Genomic DNA, 19,362 nt, shown 5'->3' on the forward strand with positions numbered 1-19,362 from the left:
ACATCCATGATCGAAACCATCGCACTCCTTGTCAACGCAGTACTGCAGGAAGGTACCGCCAGTGCTCCAGCTATTCCGGCTTCAGCCGGCGCAGCGCTCGCCGTCGGACTCGCCGCGCTCGGCTCGGGGTATGCGGAACGAGGGATCGGGGCCGCCGCCGTCGGCGCAATCGCAGAGGACGAGAGCATGTTCGGCCGCGGGCTCATCCTGACAGTCCTGCCGGAAACGCTCGTCATTCTCGCGCTTGTCGTCGTCTTCGTCGTCTAACAACACTCCGCCTTTTCCAATAATGAGCCTTCAAACAGTCGTAGAGGATATCCGCGACGAGGCCCGCGCGCGTGCTCAGGAGATTAGCGACGCGGCCGACGAACGTGCCGAGGAGATTATCGCCGACGCCGAGGCCGACGCCGAGCAGATTCGTGAGGAACGCGAGGCCGAGGTCGAGCGGACCGTCGAGCAGGAGCGGGAGCAGCGACTCTCCTCCGCGAAGCTCGAGGCCAAACAGGCCCGACTCAACGCCCGGCGTGACATCCTCGAAGACGTTCACGGCGATGTCGAGGACGCGCTTGCGGCCCTCGAAGGGGACCGACGAGAGGAACTGACACGCGCACTGCTTGACGCCGCCGTCGATGAATTCGACGACAGCGACGAGCTGTCGGTGTACGGCCGTGCGTCTGACCAGTCGCTTCTCGAGGATGTACTCGAAGACTACGACGACGCAACCTACGCCGGCGAGCGGGACTGCCTCGGCGGCGTCGTCGTCGAGAGCAGCGAGTCACGAGTCCGTGTGAACAACACGTTCGATTCCATCCTTGAGGATGTCTGGGAGGACAACCTGAAAGCAATCAGCGACCGCCTGTTCGAAAACCAATGAGTTCGCGAACGGGAACGAGCGGCCAGGGAAGCAACTACGAGTACGTCATCGCACGGGTTCGTGCCCGCAGCGCGTCCCTGTTCGACGATGACGACTACCGGAAGCTGGTCCGCATGGGGACGGGCGAAATCGCCCGCTTCATGGAGGAAACAGAGTACGAGACCGAGATGAACGCGCTCGGCTCCCGGTACGACGGCGTCGACCTCGTCGAGTACGCGCTGAACCGCAACCTCGCGAAACACTTCGACGACCTGCTTCGCTGGTCCGAGGGGGCGCTGTACGACTACATCGCCCGCTACCTGCGGAAGTTCGACGTGTGGAACGTCAAGACCGTCATCCGCGGGCTCTACTCGGACGCAGAGCGGACCGAGGTCGAGGACGACCTCATCCGTGCCGGTGAGTTCACTGACCGGCGCATCGAGGACCTGCTGAACGCCGGTTCTATCGAAGAAGTCGTCGAGCAACTCGACGACACTATCTTCGGCGAGTCGCTGGCCGAAGCGTTCGACGTGTACGAGGAAAGCGGTGTCCTCGTGCCCCTCGAGAACGCGCTCGACCGCGCCTTCTACGAAACGTTGCTGTCGGGACTCCCGGACAACCCGGAGATAGATAGCCCGACCGGGCTGTACGTCGAGTTCCTGGAGACGGAAGTCGACTTCCGAAACCTCCGGAATGCGCTCCGTCTGGCCCGCAGTGGCGCGGACATCGACCCCTCGGAGTACTTCATCGAGGGCGGCCAGCTGTTCGACGCACAGGAGGTCGCACAGCTGTCGACGAACCTCGATCAGCTGGTCAGCGCCGTCCGCGAGAGCAAGTACGGCGAGGATCTCGATCAAGCGCTGTCGGCGCTTGAGGAGGCCGACAACCTCATCGACTTCGAGCGGGCGCTGGACGCGGCGCTGCTCGAATACGCCGACCGGCTCTCGAACCGCTATCCGCTGTCGGTCTGTCCGGTGTTGTCCTACGTCCTCGCCAAGGAACGCGAGGTCGACAACATCCGGGCCATCGCCCGCGGTCGCGAGGCCGGCCTCGGCCCCGACGAAATCGAACAGGAGCTGGTGATACTATGAGCCAGGAAATAGGTGTCATCGGAAGCCCGGAGTTCACGACGGGCTTTCGGCTGGCAGGCGTCCGCAAGTTCGCGGACGTGCCTGCTGACGAGAAAGACGAGCAGCTCGACGACGCCGTCGAGGAGATGCTCAACGACGACGACATCGGCATCGTCGTGATGCACGACGACGACCTGTCGCATCTCTCACGCGGTGTCAGGCAGGACGCGGAGACGAGTGTCGAGCCGGTGATGGTCACGCTCGGCGGCGGCACAGGCAGCGGCGGACTGCGTGAACAGATCAAGCGAGCCATCGGTATCGACCTGATGGACGAAGACTAACCATGAGTCAAGCAACAGACACAGACGTCCGCGAGGACGGCATTATCGAAAGCGTCTCGGGACCGGTCGTAACGGCTCGGGACCTCGACGCCCGGATGAACGACGTCGTTTACGTCGGCTCGGAAGGGCTGATGGGCGAGGTCATCGAGATCGAAGGAAACATCACCACGATTCAGGTGTACGAGGAGACCTCCGGTGTCTCCCCCGGCGAACCCGTCGAAGGGACGGGCTCGCCCCTCTCCGTGGACCTCGGGCCGGGCATGCTCGACGCCATCTACGATGGTGTTCAGCGCCCGCTCGACGTGCTCGAAGAGAAGATGGGGTCGGCGTTCCTCGACCGTGGCGTCGACGCACCGGGCATCGACTTGGAGAAGACCTGGGAGTTCACCCCTGAAGTCGAGGAAGGCGACGAGGTCGAGGCCGGCGACATCGTCGGTACCGTCCCCGAGACCCCGAGTATCGACCACAAGGTGATGGTCCCGCCCGACTCCGAGGGCGGCGAGGTCGTCGCCATCGAGTCTGGCAACTTCAACGTCGAAGAGACGGTTGTCGAACTCGACAGCGGCGAAGAGATCCAGATGCACCAGGAGTGGCCGGTGCGCCAGCAGCGCCCGACCGTCGAGAAGGAGACCCCGACGGAGCCGCTCATTTCGGGACAGCGCGTGCTGGACGGCCTGTTCCCGATTGCGAAAGGTGGGACGGCCGCCATTCCCGGCCCGTTCGGGTCCGGGAAGACGGTCACCCAGCACCAGCTCGCCAAGTGGGCCGACGCTGACATCGTCGTCTACGTCGGCTGTGGCGAGCGCGGCAATGAGATGACTGAAGTGATTGAGGACTTCCCGGAGCTTGAGGACCCGACCACCGGCAACGCGCTGATGGACCGGACCTGCCTCATCGCCAACACGTCGAACATGCCTGTCGCGGCACGTGAATCCTGCGTGTACACTGGCATCACCATCGCAGAGTACTTCCGCGACATGGGGTACGACGTGGCGCTGATGGCCGACTCCACCTCCCGGTGGGCCGAGGCCATGCGTGAGATTTCGTCCCGGCTCGAAGAGATGCCCGGTGAAGAGGGGTACCCCGCGTACCTCTCCGCTCGTCTGAGTGAGTTCTACGAGCGCGCCGGCTACTTCGAGAACATCAACGGCACCGAGGGCTCCGTCTCTGTCATCGGGGCCGTCTCGCCGCCGGGCGGGGACTTCTCCGAGCCGGTCACCCAGAACACGCTGCGTATCGTCAAGACGTTCTGGGCGCTGGACGCGGACCTGGCCGAACGCCGGCACTTCCCCTCTATCAACTGGAACGAGTCGTACTCGCTGTATCGCGACCAGCTCGACCCGTGGTTCGAGGACAACGTCCGGGCCGACTGGCCGGAGACGCGTCAGTGGGCCATCGACACGCTGGACGAGGAAGCGGAACTGCAGGAGATTGTCCAGCTTGTCGGGAAGGACGCGCTGCCGGAGGACCAGCAGCTAACGCTTGAGATCGCCCGCTACCTGCGCGAGGCGTGGCTCCAGCAGAACGCCTTCCACGACGTGGACACGTTCTGTGAGCCCGAGAAGACCTACCGCATCATGGACGCCGCCAAGACGTACAACGATGCGGCCTTCGAGGCGCTGGATGCCGGTGTCCCTGTCGAGGAGATCACTGACATCGACGCTGCGCCGCGGCTCAACCGTATCGGTGTGCAGGAAGACTACAATGAGTACATCGACGACCTCGAAGACGACATCGAGTCTCAACTGCGGGAGCTGTACTAACAATGAAAGAGTATCAGACAATCACGGAGATCAGCGGACCGCTGGTGTTCGTCGAGACCGACGAACCGGTCGGCTACGACGACATCGTCGAAATCGAGCTCAGCGACGGCGAGACCCGCCGTGGACAGGTGCTCGAATCTGCGAGCGACTACGTCGCGATTCAGGTGTTCGAAGGCACCGAAGGTATCGACCGCGATGCCTCGGTTCGCTTCCTTGGCGAGACGATGAAGATGCCCGTCACCGAGGACCTCCTCGGGCGGGTCATGGACGGGACCGGCCAGCCGATTGACGGTGGACCGGAAATCGTCCCCGACGAACGCCGCGACATCGTTGGCGAGGCAATCAACCCCTTCTCGCGGGAGTACCCCGAGGAGTTCATCCAGACGGGCGTCTCGGCTATCGACGGCATGAACACGCTCGTCCGCGGCCAGAAACTGCCGATCTTCTCCGCCTCCGGCCTGCCACACAACGACCTGGCGCTCCAGATTGCGCGACAGGCAACGGTGCCGGAGGAAGAGGAAGCCGGCGATGACGACGAGGGCTCCGAGTTCGCTGTCATCTTCGGCGCGATGGGTATCACGGCCGAAGAGGCAAACGAGTTCATGGACGACTTCGAGCGCACCGGCGCGCTGGAACGCTCCGTCGTCTTCATGAACCTCGCGGACGACCCGGCTGTCGAGCGGACGATTACGCCGCGGCTGGCGCTGACCACCGCCGAGTACCTCGCCTTCGAGAAGGACTACCACGTGCTGGTCATCCTGACGGACATGACCAACTACTGCGAGGCGCTACGCGAGATCGGTGCCGCGCGTGAGGAGGTCCCGGGCCGGCGTGGCTACCCCGGATACATGTACACTGACCTGGCACAGCTCTACGAGCGTGCCGGTCGTATCGAGGGCCGCGAGGGCTCCGTGACCCAGCTCCCGATCCTGACGATGCCGGGTGACGACGACACCCACCCGATTCCGGACCTGACTGGCTACATTACCGAGGGCCAGATCTACATCGACCGCGACCTCAACAGCCAGGGCATTCAGCCGCCGATCAACGTCCTGCCGAGCCTGTCGCGGCTGATGGACGACGGTATCGGCGAGGGGCTGACCCGTGCCGACCACGCCGACGTGAAAGACCAGATCTTTGCCGCGTACGCGGAGGGTGAGGACCTGCGCGACCTCGTCAACATCGTCGGTCGCGAGGCGCTGTCGGAACTTGACAACAAGTACCTAGACTTTGCCGACCGCTTCGAGGAGGAGTTCGTCGATCAGGGGACCGACACGGCCCGGAGTATCGACGAGACGCTCGAACTCGGCTGGGACCTGCTCTCGATGCTGCCGAAGGATGCGCTGAACCGCATCGACGAGGATCTCATCGAGGAGCACTACCGCGAGGACGAGACCGCCGAAGCCGTCGAAGCGTAGAGCCGGCCCTACATCTCACGGCTGGCCGACGTTTGTACCTAATATTTTGGGTATGCCACTATTTACCTTTGAATACATAATACATATTGCACTATGCCAGCACCAGAGGGCGAAGCAATATGGTTGTGGTTAGGTACAGCGGGCATGTTCCTCGGCATGCTCTACTTCATCGCGCGCGGCTGGGGTGAAACCGACAGCCGGCGTCAGAAGTTCTACATCGCGACAATACTTATCACGGCAATCGCGTTCGTGAATTACCTCGCGATGGCGCTCGGGTTCGGGCTGACAATCGTCGAGATCGCCGGAGAGCAACGCCCCATCTACTGGGCGCGATACAGCGACTGGTTGTTTACGACGCCGTTGCTGTTGTATGACCTCGGACTGCTTGCCGGGGCAGACCGTAACACCATTAGCTCGCTCGTCAGCCTCGACGTGCTGATGATCGGGACCGGTCTGGTCGCGACGCTGAGTGCGGGAAGTGGCGTGCTGTCGGCCGGCGCGGAACGGCTGGTCTGGTGGGGCATCAGTACCGCCTTCCTGCTGGTCCTGCTGTACTTCCTGTTCAGTTCGCTATCCGGCCGGGTCGCGGACCTGCCAAGCGATACGCGTAGCACGTTCAAGACGTTGCGCAACCTCGTCACTGTCGTCTGGCTGGTCTACCCAGTCTGGTGGCTCGTCGGCACTGAGGGCATCGGCCTCGTCGGTATCGGCATCGAGACGGCCGGTTTCATGGTCATCGACCTCGTTGCGAAGGTCGGCTTCGGTATCATCCTGCTCCGGAGCCACGGCGTGCTTGACGGGGCGGCCGAGACGACCGGCGCCGGTGCGACGGCAACGGCCGACTAACAAACCACTGCCGCTTGACGACCCCGTTTTTTTGACGGCAGCTCGATAGCCGCAGGGCTCGAACCGAAATAACTGGAAACCGTTAACTGCCTACGTCGAAAAGAGGCCCGTAATGGCTAAGGACGTCAAACCCACGCGAAAGAATCTGATGCAGATCGAGGACCGCATCGAGCTGTCCGAGCGTGGGCACGACACGCTGGAGAAGAAGCGTGACGGCCTCATCATGGAGTTCATGGACATTCTGGATCAGGCTCAGGACGTCCGTGAGGACCTCGACGATTCCTACGAGCGGGCCCAGCGCGCGATCAATATGGCCCGTGCGATGGAGGGCGACGTGGCCGTCCGGGGGGCCGCCGCAGCACTGAAAGAACACCCCGAACTGACGACCCAGTCGAAGAATATCATGGGTGTCGTCGTTCCACAGATCGAGTCCAGCAAGGTTCGGAAGTCACTGGACGAACGCGGCTACGGCGTCATGGGGACCTCGGCCCGAATCGACGAGGCCGCCGAAGCCTACGAGGAACTGCTCGAAAACATCATTCTCGCCGCCGAAGTCGAGACGGCGATGAAGAAGATGCTCGAAGAAATCGAGACGACGAAACGTCGTGTCAACGCCCTCGAATTCAAGCTCCTGCCCGACCTCTATGACAACCAAGAGTACATCGAGCAGAAACTCGAAGAGCAGGAGCGCGAGGAGATCTTCCGCATGAAAAAGATCAAAGCCAAGAAAGAAGAGGAAGAGGACGAACTCGCAGCCGCGGAAGAAGCTGAAGAAGAGGCTGAGCCGGTCACTGCTGACGACTGAGCGGGGCGGCCGTCCTGACCGGTATCGTTTTTGCGCTTTCACGCTCGTGCTTGAGTATGTCCTGTCCCGATTGCGGTGGCGACCGTGTTTCGTTTCCGGTTCCGGCTGACCTCCAGCAATTGCTCCCCGGAAACGCACCGGGGGCCAGTGTCTGTCGGTCCTGTCTGGCTCTCCAACCGGAACCGGAGCCTCCCGCGGACGTTCCGGATTTTACGACGCTCGACGATGCGATTCCAGAGGACGACGCGTCGGCGGTCCCGATACTGTTGCTCGTCGGATTGCTCGATTCGCTCGCGATGCACCGCGAGGAGATCACCGCACTGCTGGAGCGAGTCGAGCGTGAGGGCGTCGACCCGCTGTTGGTGCTTGACCGCCTCGACGCCAGCTACGGGGAGGCGGCTCACGTCGATCTCGGTCGCCGTCGTCGGCAACTCGAACAGTTGTTATAATAGGGACGAAAGAACGACTGACGCGCGTTAGACGCCAGTCGAGTAGCGCAGCAGGCCGGCGACGCCGCCGAAAGCGGTCAGCAGCTGTTCGCCCTTCTCGAAGTCCGTCGAGATGAACACTGTCTCCGTGCCGCGCTGGTCGGCCAGTTCCATCAGGTGGTCGATGGCGTCTTCGCGCTCGCCCTCGTCGGCGTCGACGGTGGCCTCACAGCGGGAGCACTCGTGGTCCTCAGTGGTTGCATTGCTGTTGATGAGTTCGTACTCGTCGTGGCCGTTCTCGCAGGTATAGGCGACCACGTCTTTCCGGAGGTCCTCGGAGATGAGCAGCTGTTCGACCGCGCCCATGTTGAGGTTCTGGCGCGTCTGGTCGAAGCCGTAGGTGGCCTTGTCACCGTTGTGCAGCTGCTTGAAGAAGTCCTCCATGAGCTCCTTGTCCCGGAGCATCTCGTGTTCGGCCAGCACATCGTCGGCCGCGTCCACGAGGTCGTACAGGCCGGATTCGTCGGTGTAGGCCACGTCGAACTTCCCCAGCACCATGTCTTGCAGTTCGTGATGGAGGTAGTCCCCGTCGAGGAACTCGTCTTTCGTCGGTGAGGGGCCGCCGACGAGGATGCCGTCCAGTTCGTGGCGGTCGGCGACGAACAGGTCGTTGGCCATGCCGGCGACCTCCTGATAGAAGTTGTCGATGGCCTCTAGTCGGAGGCGGGCGAATCGCTGGGCTGACTGGCCACCTTTCCGCTGCTTGCCCGGCACCAGCGAGGAGGCGGATTTGACGGGTTCGACCCGCTTGCCTTTCAGCCACCCGACGTTGGCTTCTCGTCGGTCAAGCACAACGAGGCCGAACAGTCCCTTGTCGGCAAGCATGTGCTCTAGCGGTTCCGTCAGGAACTCCGAGTCACAGTGGTAGCGGAACGACTCGATGGGGTCCGGCGGGGATTCGAGGACTTTGGTCACCATGTCGGTTCGGCCGCCGCCGGTGTCGAACGCTCCCGAGAACAGTACCAGGCCGTTCTCCGGCGGGGTGTTGTCGTAGTATCGGAGGCGGTCCTTGATAGAGGTGAGCGCGTCCTGCACCGCTGTCCGGGTGTCCTTCGATTTAATGTTCGAGGCTTCGGAGTGCTCCTGGGTGACGTGGGCGACAACGCTGCTGATCTGCTTGTCCTCGGGCACGTAGATAGAGACGAGTTGGGTTCCCGAGCCCTGGTACCCCTTGAGTTCCTCTATGACCTTCCGGAACTCGTATTTCTGCTTGTCAGATTGCTCCTGTTCCTGCTGCTCGCTCATTACTCTACCTTGGCCGAGGTGGCGTAAGAACCTGTTGACAGCGAGGGGCGCGAACGAAGTGAGCGGCCCTCGTGCCGGAGCGGCGACCATGAGGAGCCGCGGAGGAAGCCGGTGCGATTCGAGCGGAGCGAGAATCGCAGGACGAGTGAGCGGCGAATGAAATGAGCCGCGAGCAGCGAAACCCTGAGTGAAACGACGGGTTTCGGAATTGCGAGCGGGGAGGCACGACCCGTGAGCAGCGAGAGCCCGAGCGAAGCGAGGGCCTTGCATCGGAGCGGTTCGACAATTGACAGTCGGGTTTATATGACTGCCTGCATTGTACCCAAGCAATCAGACTATGGCGGGGTATGTGTGTACGATTGCGGGCGGCAAGGGCGGCGTCGGAAAGACGACGACCGCGGTAAATCTCGGGGCTGTGCTTCAGGAGATGGACTACGATGTCGCCGTCGTCGACGCGGATCTGGGGATGGCGAACCTCGGCTCGATGCTCTCCGTGGAGCCCGAAAAGAGTCTCCACGAGATCCTGGCTGGCGAGGCTGCCGTGAGTGAGGCCCTGACCGACGCACCGGGTGGGCTCACGGTGATTCCGGGCGAACAGTCGCTGGAGGCGTTCGCGGACGCTGACCCCGCTAAGCTGCGGAAAGTCATCAAGACGCTTCGGAATGCCTACGACGTGGTGTTGATTGACACCGGGGCCGGACTGAGCCACGAAGTCGCCGTGCCGCTCGGACTGGCCGATGGAATCCTCCTCGTCACGACCCCCGACGACGTTGCGGTGGGCGATACGGTCAAGACAGCCCAGCTGGCGAACCGCATCGACGGGACCGTTCTGGGCGCGATTATCAACCGTGCGACCCGCCACACAGACGTCGCATCTATCGCCGAACAGATGGAGTTCCCACTGCTTGCGGTCATCCCGGACGACCCGCAGGCGACAACCGAGGAACCGCTCGTGCTCAACGCCCCCGAGAGCACGGCTGCAGACGCCTATCAGCGGCTGACCGAGGCGCTTGAGGGTGTGTTCTTCCGTGGCGAGAGTCCCGAAGTGGATATCGAGACGATACTCGACGACGAGTGGTTCCTCGATGACACCGAAGACCACTCCGATGTCGACGACGACGAGGATTCGGGCGGCGTGTTTGGCCTGTTTAACTGATTTTACTGCCGTCGCTGGCTCGCTCGTCCTGTCTCAGCCCCGTTCCGCCGGCTCACTCCGGAAGCGGCGGCCACAGCGTTGCGACCGTTTCTTCGATGAGCTGGGTCTGTGCCCGGCGCAGTCGCTCGGAGAGCGATGACGCAGAGATGTCCAGTTCCTGTGCCACGGCGTCTAGTGATGCACGTCGCGGAATCTCGAAATGCCCCATTTCGTATGCCGTCCGTAGCGCTTCGAGTTGCCGGTCAGTGAGACCGTTACCGGGCGGCTTTGGCTCCGTATCTTGGGTCAGCCGCTCTAGTCTGAACCTCGCGTTCTGCTGCCAGAACGAGGCGAACTCGGTGAAGGCCGCTCGGTCGGCGAACCAGCCCATTTGCTCCCATCCGTCCGTAGTCACGGTTATCTGTTCGATGATGGCGTCTGCAGTGGCGAGCGCTTCGAGTCCGTCCAGGTCGTCTACCTGCCCACCGAGTTGCTCCTCGAAGCTCAGCGCCGGCATTGCCTGATACCGGCGGGTGTCGCCGGCCGTCCCTATCCGTGTCCACTCTTGCACGTCGTAGGCATCGGTGAACGCGCGCTCGATGGCCTGCTCTGAACCGCCCGTCACGGTAGCGAGAAACACCGGACGACGACCGTGGTTGTACTGGAGGGACAGGGTAATCGACGCCTCGGGAACGGCCGCTGCAACCGACACGAGCGGCAACGCATCGCAGTCTATCTGAAACTCTGCAACGAGCCCCATACGCTATCGCTCTCTGCGAGGCTGAAGCGCCTGTCGGAACAGCGCGCTGGCGGGGCTGTGAGTCCTGCGTTTGGTGCCCCGTCTTAAACGGCCCAATCACTGAGAGAACGGCTTAGCCCGACTGCACCCAACTAGCACGTTGTATGCGGCCGACACAGTCTCCAGACGAGATCGACATCGAATTCGAACGCTACGGTGACGGCCAGCCGCTCCTGCTCTTACACGGTGGGATGGCCCCTACAGAGTACTGGGAGCCGGTCATATCGGCCCTTGAAGCATACGGCGCTGTTGTCCCCCAGCGCCCGGGGTTCGGGACCTGTCTCGACTCTCCCGCAGAAACGAGTGCTGAGGAGGTGCTGGACCGCGAGAGCAGGTACGTTCAGGCACTTATCGATGCCGTCGACGGCGACCCAATCTTGTTCGGCCACTCTTACGGCGCACTCACTGCTATCGAGACCGCGACGGAGATGTCAGTCGAGTCGGTCATCGCCTACGAACCGGCAGTACTTCCCGCCGACTACCGGGCCGACGCCGACCTCGCTGACCGAATGGCGTCGCTCATACAGAACGGGGAGCGTGAGAAAGCGGTAAAACGCTACATCGAACAGGTCCTTCACCCCAACGGTATCGAGAACCTTGACGCCTGGCTTGCGGAATGGCCGGTCTGGCCCGATTGTGTGGACCTCGCCGAGGAAGTCGTCCGGATGAACCGCTCTGTCGAGCGGTACCGACTCCCCAACCGGCTCGACGTGGAGGCACCGACGCTCGTTCTGGCCGGTACCGACGGGCCGGAGTTCCTCCGGCGGAGCGCCCGGAACGTTCACGACGCACTCCCACACAGCCGGTTCGTCGAGTTCGATGGTGTCAGTCACAGCGGCCCGGCTGCGGCACCTGCACGAATTACAGCGGAAGTCGACGCGTTCTTGCAGAAATAGGCCGGCTTGACGGACTTCTGGCGGCAATCGCATCTCCGACCGGATTCCCGGCGCGGAGTGTGCCTACATCGAGGTCGGCGCTTCGACACCTAGCGCGTCGAGGGCGTTCGCAATCGTGGTCCGGGTCCCGTCGACGAGTGCCAGCCGTGCCGCGCGGGTCTCGTCGTCGGCGTCGAGAACCGGACACTCCCGGTAGAAGGCGTTGAACGTCTCGGCGAGGTCACGGGTGTAGGTGGCGACGGTATGCGGCGTCAGGTCGTCCGCGGCCGCCTCGATGACGGCGGGGAACCGGGCCAGTTCGCGGAGCAGGTCGCGCTCCTCCGGTTCGGACAGCGGGCCGAGGGCTGGCTCCTCGGGGATGTCAGCCTCCACGTCGCCCAGAATGCCACAGCAGCGTGCGTGGACGTACTGGACGTAGGGAGCCGATTGGGCCTCGAAGTCAAGTGCGCGGTCCCACTCGAACGTGATGCCCTTCGTCGGCTGTTTCGAGACGATGTCGTAGCGCACCGCGCCGATACCGACCTGGCGGGCGATGCGGTCGATGTCATCCGCGTCGAGGTCGCCCCGGGTCCGGTCGTCCAGCCGGGACTCGACCTCTTCGCGCGCGCGGTCGATTGCCTCATCGAGCAGGTCGTCGAGGTCGATACCGGTCCCCTCGCGCGTGCTCATCCCGCCTTCGGGAAGGTTCACCCAGGAGTAGAACACCTGTCGGAGCTGGTCAGTGTCGTTGCCCAGCAGGCCGAGAGCGGCGTCGAGCTGGTCGGCCTGTAGCTTGTGGTCCTCGCCCAGCACCGTCACGGCGCGGTCGTAGTTCTCGAACTTCCACTCGTGGTGGGCCAGGTCGCGGGTGGTGTACAGCGACGTGCCGTCCGAACGCAGGAACACGAGGTTCTTCTCGAAGTCGGACAGGTCCAGCTGCCAGGCGTCTTCCTCGTAGACGGCGCAGTCGAGTTCCTTCAGCCGGTCGACCAGATCGTCCGTGTCCCCATTGCGCATGAACCGCGTCTCCTTGACGAACTCGTCGAACTCTGCCGGGAGGCGGCCAAGCGTGGTCTGCATCCCGCCCAGCACGGTGTCGACGACCTCGGCGACCCGCTCGTAGGTCTCTTCGTCGCCGTCTTCGAGGCCCTGCAGAATGGACTGGATTTCGGCCTCAACGTCCTCAACCTCGTCGGGGTCGCCGTCTTCGAGGACGGTGTTACCCTTGCGGTAGTACCGGACCATCTCGTACTCCGGGGACTCGCGTTCGGGTTCGGGCAGGTCGGCCTCGTCGAAGGTTTCGTAGGCCCAGGTGAACACCGCGATCTGTCGGCCTGCGTCGTTGACGTAGTAATGGCGGTCCACGTCGTAGCCGGCGTAATCGAGGACTCGGGCGACGGCATCGCCGATGATGGGGTTGCGTGCCCGCCCGACGTGGACCGGCCCGGTCGGGTTCGCGGAGGTGTGTTCGACGACGACGCTGGTGTCGCGGTCGGGGAGCCGGCCGAACCCGTCCTCAGTGACCGACTGCAGGGTCTCGGCGAAGTACGCCTCGCTCGGGAGGAAGTTGACGTACGGTCCCTGTGTCGTCACGTCGCTGACGTAGGTGAGGTCGTCGGCGTCAATCGCGTCGGCGATGTCACCGGCGACGTTCGGCGGCGCGGTACCGACCTCGCCGGCCAGCCGGAAGGCAACGCTCGATGCGAGCACGGCGTCGACGTCCTCCGGGGGCTCCTCGATACCGAGGTCCTCGGCCGGCAGGTCGAGAGTTGTGAGTGCGTTGGCGAGGGCGTCCTCGACCTCTGCACGCAGCTGCAGGAACATACGCCGGGCTTTCGCGGCGGGGAGTAAATGGGTAACGAAACCCCGACCATCACAGGCGGTCCGGGAGACACTCATTCACAGCTATCGTCGATGATCTGGCGGTCGTCGGGAGAAACAGAGACGATGGCCCATCTCAGGTCAGGAGCCGCGGGCCAAACACCATCAACAGGAGGCCGCTGATCATCGACACCGTGATTGCGATGGAGACGGCTGTCGTCACCCGTCGCCCGTCCGAGACCGGCAAGCGTGAGACGAACGATTCGGTCGACGCCCGAAGAATGTGGCCGCCGTCGAGCGGGAACGTCGGGATGAGATTGAACTGGCCGATGACGAGGTTGATCCAGCCGGTCCAGAAGAGGACGTTTGCGAGCAGGAACACCGGCGTCGTTCCGAGCGCGCCGAGCGGGCCCTGCACAGTGTAGAAGTTCGTCGCGATGCCGGTGAAGCCGGCAAAATTGTAGCCGAAGCCGCCGGCGACGCCGATGAACGGCAACAAGAGCGTGCTGAAGATTCGCTGGGCGAACGAGAACTCGGAGACCGATGTCGGCGTGTCGGGCGACCCGCCGATGAATTCGAGGAACGCCGCCGCGGGGTAGGCGTCGATGCCGAAGTCACTGACCTGAATGCCACTGATACCCTGCTGGATGCCGACACCGATGATGCCGTTGTCGACCTGGTCGCTCTCGGCCATCGTTAGCTCGTATGTCTCTCGCGAGCCGTCGACGTAGCCGGTGACCGTCACTTCGTCACCGGGTTCGCCGCCTTCGAGGGCCTGCTGCAGTGCCGTTCCGCTGTGCGTTCGCTCCCCGTTGACTTCGGTGATTATCATACCGTCACCGCCCGGTGCTCCCTCCGCTGCGAGCGGACCCTCTTCGGCGACCAGCACGTACGCGCCGAGCGGTGTCGTGACCGTTTCTCCGGACTCAGTTTCGAGTGTCGCAACGGGATGGGTTCTGGCCGCCTGTTCGAACTCACTGCGGGTCGCTACTGCGGTCCCGTTGACAGCGACAATCGTCTCACCGGTTCCAAGTGGCGCGCTCTGGAGGGCCGCCGAGACGACGACGGACCGATCGACGGTGACGGTTCCGGCGTCCTTCCGCGCCACGTCGACAGTCTGTGCGTCGCTTTCGGCGAGCATCGCTTCGAGTTCCTGCTGGTTTGCCACTGGCTGGCCGTCAACCGCCGTGATAACGTCGCCTGACTCGATGCCCGCTTCGGCTGCAGGCGTCCCGTTGACTGGACTCCCGACCGGGACGCCGTCGACGACGGCAATAGCGCCGGCAACTGGTCCGAAAAGCAGCAAGAGCGTGATGATAGCGAGCGCGAAGTTGTTCGTCACGCCAGCCGTGTACATCCGGGCCTGTGCCCCGCGGTCGGAGCGCAGAAGCTCGTCTTCGTCGGGTTCGACGAACGCACCGATGGGGATAATCGCCAGCAAGGCCAGCCCCATCGACTCGATGTCGATGTCCTCGACGCGACAGAACAGTCCGTGGCCGCCCTCGTGGACGACGAGGCCGAGCAATAGCCCGAGCACGATTTCGGGTGCGACCGACAGCGGGAGGAAGTCGTTCACGCCGGGAATCGCCAGCGCGTTCCGTGGTTCGTTCAGTGCCGAGGGCTGTGGATTGACGAGCGCCTGGTAGGCGCCGAGCGCAACGAGGAGGAACGAGCCGACCATAACGACGAGGCCGAACCCGACGCCGAGGTTCCCCCAGGCGCGCCAGAACCGCTTTGGCCGTGCGAGCCAGTCGAGCACCGCCTTGCCCTTCTGTGTGTGAATCGTCGTAATCGGGCCGCTAAAACGAATATATTCGGGAACAACGCCGCGGGTCCGCAGCGCCATCGCGAGGAGGGTGTAAGCGACAAGGCCCGCGAGGACCCACGTCAGCGTACTCACCATGTACCGGGAACTAGGTTTAGCCAAGCAAGAGGGTTTGGTTTGGGGCACACCGCCGGCCAGCAGCCAACGGTGAAGTGACCGCGCGGCAAACGACCATACAATGTACGACCACGTTCTCATTCCCGTCGACGGGAGCGACGAAGCCACGGCAGCCGCCCGGCGTGGCCTCGCACTGGCCAAGGACTTTGACGCAACGGCCGAGGCAGTCCACGTCGTCGAGCAGCGCGCACGGAGGCTTACCCAAACGGACCGTGAGAGCCGACGCCTTCGGGAACGCGGCGAGTCCGTCCTCACAGACATCGAGTCACTCGCCGCCGATATCGGCCAGCCCGTCACGACGGAACTCCTGAATGGGAAACCGAGCGTGCAGATCGACGAGCACGCCCGCGAGACCGACGCTGCGCTCATCGTCCTCGGCCGACAGGGGATGACAGGCCTCGGCAAGCGACTCCTCGGCGGCGTCACCGAACAGGTCCTGCACCGAACTGCGGTGCCCGTACTGGTCGTCTCGGATGCAGCGCAGACGGGAATCAACGGGTTCGACTACTCGCGGATACTTCTCCCGACCGACGGCAGCGCGAACGCTGAAACGGCGATACGACACGGCGCGGCGGTAGCAGATCGGTACGACGCGACGATCCACGCGCTCAACGTCGTCGATATCCAGGCCGCCGGCGGGGCATTCAACGCTGGCGGGCTGAACGAGACGTTCATCGAACGACTGGAAGAGGACGGGCGTGACGCCGTCGATTCAGTTGTCGATGACCTCGAAGAGACGGCCCCGGACGTGGCGGTCGAAACTGCTGTGGAACGGACGGATTCGTTCGACGGCGTTCCCGCCGGGCTCCGCGAGTACGCCTCCGACCGGGATATCGACCTCGTCGTCATGGGATCACACGGCCGTTCGAACCTCAAACGCCAGTTGCTCGGCAGCGTCACGTCGCAACTCATTCGAACCGTCTCAGTTCCCGTCCTGGTGACGCCTCGGGCCGCCTGAGGCGGTACACGAACCACCTGTTCTATGTGCTGTGAGAACGTGTTGCAAGCAGGTGCCGGACTATGCCAGAAACCTGCGGTATCTGTGGTGAGACCGTTCCGTTCGACGCCACGGTTCACGCGATGATTCACACCCACAGCGAGACGGGCGTCATCGACGCGTACGTCTGTCAGGACTGCTACGACGAGCGGCTCGGACCGATGTTTGAGCGGGTCGACACGCGGGAACAGTCGCCCTGAGTGCGCGTTTCGAGGGCTCGTTCGGGGGGTAGGACCTGCCTACTCCGGTCTACTCGTTTCGACGGAAGCGTTCGACGACGAACTCCCGGTCCAGTTTCGCGATGAACGTCCCGAGCTGTGGGCCTTCGGTGTCGTCGAACAGGAGTTGGTAGCCGGCCGAGAAGAACTCCCCGATGTCGATGTCGTTTCGCTTTGCCGTCTCGTATATCTCGGCCTGAATCGCCTCGCCGTCGTGGCCTTCGGCGATGAACTCGGCCAGCTCGTCCAGCGCGGCCGCCGTCGCGTCGTCGAAGGACACGTCGGGAATCTCGCTTCGCTTGAGTTCGTAGTTGAACTCGTTGTTCGTCAGGCTGGCCCACTCCTGGGCGCGCTCGACGCGGGCGAGCGCCCCCTCGATGGCCCACTCCGGCGCATCGTCCGGGATATGGCCCTCTTTCCGGGCGATCTGCTCTCGAAGCGCCGGGTCGTCGGTCATCCCGAGTACCGCTGCGAACGTGTAGGGGATCCGAACGCCTTCCTCGCGTGGCTCGGCCACGACCATCGGGTAGGCCCGCTCTGCGAGTTCCATCTCGTCTTCGCTCCCGTCTGCCTCACCGAAGTATCGCCGTTCGAACTGATCGAACTCCTCGACGAGCTGGTCGACGTTCTCGACGGAGAAGTCCCGTTGCTTCCGCGGGTCTTTGACGAAGAAGTACTTGAACACCTCCGGTTCGAGGATGTCCAGCACTTCGTCGACGGTGATGACGTTTCCGGAAGAAGAAGAGAGGGGCTCGCCATCGAGCGTGAACCACTCGTACACCATCGGGACCGGCGGCTGGATGTCCAGCACGTTCTCGGCGACATCCTCGCCAGAGGGCCAAGAGCCTTCGGCGTGGTCCTTGCCGAAGGGCTCGAAGTCGACGCCCAGAATCTCCCACTGGGCGGGCCACTCGAAGCGCCACGGGAGCTTTCCGTCCCGGAGCGAGGCCGTGCCTTCGTGGCCACAGCCCTCGATAGTCTGGTCGCCGGCCTCGACGTCTTCACAGACATACTCGACTTCGCCGGCGTCGAGGTCGACCGCCGTGACGCCCTCCGTGAGCTTCCCGCACTCCTCGCACTGGGGCAGGAACGGGACGTAGTCGTCGTCGACCTTGTTCTGGTACTCGGCGAGCACGTCACGGGCTCGGTCGGCGCGTTCGAGCACGCGGCGGGTCACGGGTTCGAACTCGCCGTCGGCGTACAGTTCGGTGTTCGAGACGAACTCCACGTCGACGCTGACCAGCTCGGCGCTTTTCCGCAGGAGCGTCGTGAAGTGGGCACCGTAGGAGTCACAGCAACCGAACGGGTCCGGGATGTCGGTGTACGGCTTCCCGAGGTTCCGGCCGAGCGCGCCGGCGTCGACCTCGCCGAGGCCGACGACGTTCCAGTCGAGGTCGGCGAGCTGGCGGGGCACCGCCCGCAGCCGGTCCTTGTCGTCGGCGGTGAACACCTGCCGGACCTCGTGGCCGCGGTCCCGCAGGGCCTCGGCGACGTAGTAGCCCCGCATTATCTCGTTGAAGTGGCCGATGTGCGGGACGCCCGAGGGGGAGACGCCGCCCTTGATGACGATTGGGTCGTCGGGCTCGCGCGCCTCGACAGTGTCGGCGACGGAGTCGGCCCAGAACGCCCGGGAACCGCCCCGGCCGACCTCGTAGGGGTCTTCCGCCATCTATGCCTCCGGGAGAATCTCGGTGCCGTCGAACTCGCCATCTTCGACCGCGCGCACGACGCGTTTAGGGTCAGCACCGTCGAGCACCATCGTCCGGATGCCGGACCGCTGGATTATTTTCGCGGCCAGCAGGTCGACCGGCGCGCTGCTGCCGGCGTCCATCTCGATGTCGGCGATCACATCGACGAGTTCGTCTGCGCCGAGTTCGTCGAACCGCGTCGCGTCGCCGTCCTCGTTCGGGTCGGCGTCGTAGACGCCCGGAACCGATGTGGCGTAGACGAGCAGGTCAGCACCGACGTACTCCGCGAACGCGGCCGCCACGGCGTCGGTGGTCTGTGCGGCGACGATTCCGCCGAGGACTGGGATGTCCCCGCGACGGATGGCTTCCCGGCCCTCGTCGTAGCTCTCGGCGGGCGTGGGTGCCGCGCGGTCGTCAAGCGCAGCGATCAGCAATCGGCCGTTCAGCCGCGTGACGGCGATGCCGAGCTGGTCGAGCTCTATCTCGTTCGCACCGAGGTCGCGGGCGCTGCCGATGTAATCGCGTGCGGTCGGGCCGCCGCCGACGACGGTTCCGAGCGTGTGTCCCTGTGCATCGAGTGACTGGATGGCCTCGGCGTAGTCGGCGACCCGGTCTGCGTCGAGGTCCGGGGCCAGTACGCTTCCGCCAATGGAGACGACGACTTTCATTAGCCCGCCGTAACCGCGATGTACTCTTAAGGGTTGTCAAGGCCACTGACCGCCGTCTCTATAACCGGCCCTTTCTGGTTCCCGCAGCGACTGCTGTCCGCCCCACAGCGGCGCGACTCTCCGTATGACGTGTGCCCGACGTGCTGACGCATGTCTGACGACGCTGCCGTTCTACCAGCGACATATGCCGCTTGTTGGGGCCACAGAGGGTGATATCTCTCTTTCACAGACCGTTCAAACCACCACGAAAACGGAGCCCATATACCGGCTAAGAATACTTCGTAAAACGTCTAAAAGAATCTGAAACGGTTGTAAAAAATGCGTTTTAGCTCGATTTGTCCTGAAAGTGACCGAAGTGACCTGAAGGTTCCTCCCTTTATATACTCCCGG

The 19,362-nt window shown here is 63.5% G+C and carries 19 protein-coding genes; 13 read left to right on the forward strand and 6 right to left on the reverse strand.

Annotated elements, in window-relative coordinates; all coding sequences use genetic code 11:
• The first annotated feature begins 6 nt into the window (after nucleotides 1-6).
• From C437_RS17755 to C437_RS17795, 9 genes are all read left to right on the forward strand, one after another.
• A complete protein-coding gene (locus tag C437_RS17755) occupies nucleotides 7-267 on the forward strand; it encodes a F0F1 ATP synthase subunit C (protein ID WP_004518385.1) in 261 nt (86 codons plus the stop codon).
• A 22-nt stretch (nucleotides 268-289) separates the two neighbouring features.
• Nucleotides 290-874, forward strand: coding sequence for a V-type ATP synthase subunit E (locus tag C437_RS17760; RefSeq protein WP_004518386.1), 585 nt, complete (start codon nucleotides 290-292; stop codon nucleotides 872-874).
• A complete protein-coding gene (locus tag C437_RS17765) occupies nucleotides 871-1,944 on the forward strand; it encodes a V-type ATP synthase subunit C (protein ID WP_004518387.1) in 1,074 nt (357 codons plus the stop codon). Before C437_RS17760 ends, C437_RS17765 begins: the two co-directional genes overlap by 4 nt.
• Nucleotides 1,941-2,264 (forward strand): V-type ATP synthase subunit F, encoded by a 324-nt coding sequence (locus C437_RS17770; protein ID WP_004518388.1) that lies wholly within the window; start codon nucleotides 1,941-1,943, stop codon nucleotides 2,262-2,264. The genes C437_RS17765 and C437_RS17770 overlap by 4 nt, the downstream gene beginning before the upstream one ends.
• A gap of 2 nt (nucleotides 2,265-2,266) precedes the next feature.
• The gene (locus tag C437_RS17775; RefSeq protein WP_004518389.1) at nucleotides 2,267-4,027 is read left to right on the forward strand and encodes an ATP synthase subunit A; all 1,761 of its coding nucleotides are present in this window, start codon (nucleotides 2,267-2,269) and stop codon (nucleotides 4,025-4,027) included.
• A gap of 2 nt (nucleotides 4,028-4,029) precedes the next feature.
• The gene (locus tag C437_RS17780) at nucleotides 4,030-5,445 is read left to right on the forward strand and encodes an ATP synthase subunit B (protein ID WP_004518390.1); all 1,416 of its coding nucleotides are present in this window, start codon (nucleotides 4,030-4,032) and stop codon (nucleotides 5,443-5,445) included.
• A gap of 93 nt (nucleotides 5,446-5,538) precedes the next feature.
• Entirely contained in the window at nucleotides 5,539-6,291 is a 753-nt protein-coding gene (gene cop3, locus C437_RS17785; protein ID WP_074654814.1) for a cruxrhodopsin Cop3, read from the forward strand.
• A gap of 112 nt (nucleotides 6,292-6,403) precedes the next feature.
• Nucleotides 6,404-7,096 carry a V-type ATP synthase subunit D gene (locus tag C437_RS17790; protein ID WP_049919884.1) on the forward strand — a complete coding sequence of 231 codons (693 nt, stop codon included), beginning with the start codon at nucleotides 6,404-6,406 and terminating at the stop codon, nucleotides 7,094-7,096.
• A gap of 56 nt (nucleotides 7,097-7,152) precedes the next feature.
• On the forward strand, nucleotides 7,153-7,545 hold the full coding sequence (locus tag C437_RS17795; RefSeq protein ID WP_004518393.1) for a DUF6276 family protein: 393 nt from the start codon (nucleotides 7,153-7,155) through the stop codon (nucleotides 7,543-7,545).
• 27 nt (nucleotides 7,546-7,572) lie between these two features.
• On the opposite strand, the gene prf1 is transcribed toward C437_RS17795, so the two are convergent.
• Nucleotides 7,573-8,829, reverse strand: coding sequence for a peptide chain release factor aRF-1 (prf1, locus tag C437_RS17800; RefSeq protein ID WP_004518394.1), 1,257 nt, complete (start codon nucleotides 8,827-8,829; stop codon nucleotides 7,573-7,575).
• Nucleotides 8,830-9,166: 337 nt separating this feature from the next.
• Here prf1 and C437_RS17805 point away from each other — a divergent pair, with 337 nt between their 5' ends.
• The gene (locus C437_RS17805; protein ID WP_004518395.1) at nucleotides 9,167-9,985 is read left to right on the forward strand and encodes a MinD/ParA family ATP-binding protein; all 819 of its coding nucleotides are present in this window, start codon (nucleotides 9,167-9,169) and stop codon (nucleotides 9,983-9,985) included.
• Nucleotides 9,986-10,037: 52 nt separating this feature from the next.
• On the opposite strand, the gene C437_RS17810 is transcribed toward C437_RS17805, so the two are convergent.
• Nucleotides 10,038-10,724 carry a helix-turn-helix domain-containing protein gene (locus tag C437_RS17810; protein ID WP_004518396.1) on the reverse strand — a complete coding sequence of 229 codons (687 nt, stop codon included), beginning with the start codon at nucleotides 10,722-10,724 and terminating at the stop codon, nucleotides 10,038-10,040.
• A 143-nt stretch (nucleotides 10,725-10,867) separates the two neighbouring features.
• Here C437_RS17810 and C437_RS17815 point away from each other — a divergent pair, with 143 nt between their 5' ends.
• The gene (locus C437_RS17815) at nucleotides 10,868-11,659 is read left to right on the forward strand and encodes an alpha/beta fold hydrolase (RefSeq protein WP_004518397.1); all 792 of its coding nucleotides are present in this window, start codon (nucleotides 10,868-10,870) and stop codon (nucleotides 11,657-11,659) included.
• Nucleotides 11,660-11,722: 63 nt separating this feature from the next.
• On the opposite strand, the gene argS is transcribed toward C437_RS17815, so the two are convergent.
• Both argS and C437_RS17825 read right to left on the reverse strand, forming a co-directional pair.
• Entirely contained in the window at nucleotides 11,723-13,462 is a 1,740-nt protein-coding gene (argS, locus tag C437_RS17820; protein ID WP_004518398.1) for an arginine--tRNA ligase, read from the reverse strand.
• A 133-nt stretch (nucleotides 13,463-13,595) separates the two neighbouring features.
• The gene (locus C437_RS17825) at nucleotides 13,596-15,362 is read right to left on the reverse strand and encodes a site-2 protease family protein (RefSeq protein ID WP_004518399.1); all 1,767 of its coding nucleotides are present in this window, start codon (nucleotides 15,360-15,362) and stop codon (nucleotides 13,596-13,598) included.
• Nucleotides 15,363-15,462: 100 nt separating this feature from the next.
• Between C437_RS17825 and C437_RS17830 the strand changes: the two genes are divergently transcribed.
• Entirely contained in the window at nucleotides 15,463-16,359 is an 897-nt protein-coding gene (locus C437_RS17830) for a universal stress protein (protein ID WP_004518400.1), read from the forward strand.
• 62 nt (nucleotides 16,360-16,421) lie between these two features.
• On the forward strand, nucleotides 16,422-16,598 hold the full coding sequence (locus C437_RS20745) for a hypothetical protein (RefSeq protein ID WP_004518401.1): 177 nt from the start codon (nucleotides 16,422-16,424) through the stop codon (nucleotides 16,596-16,598).
• 49 nt (nucleotides 16,599-16,647) lie between these two features.
• Here the strand turns inward: C437_RS20745 and lysS are convergent, their stop codons facing one another.
• Both lysS and pyrH read right to left on the reverse strand, forming a co-directional pair.
• A complete protein-coding gene (gene lysS / locus C437_RS17835; RefSeq protein WP_004518402.1) occupies nucleotides 16,648-18,285 on the reverse strand; it encodes a lysine--tRNA ligase in 1,638 nt (545 codons plus the stop codon).
• Nucleotides 18,286-18,972 (reverse strand): UMP kinase, encoded by a 687-nt coding sequence (gene pyrH / locus C437_RS17840; protein WP_004518403.1) that lies wholly within the window; start codon nucleotides 18,970-18,972, stop codon nucleotides 18,286-18,288. It abuts the gene before it with no gap.
• Nucleotides 18,973-19,362: the final 390 nt, after the last annotated feature.

This window comes from Haloarcula vallismortis ATCC 29715, assembly GCF_000337775.1.
Taxonomy (GTDB): Archaea; Halobacteriota; Halobacteria; order Halobacteriales; family Haloarculaceae; genus Haloarcula; species Haloarcula vallismortis.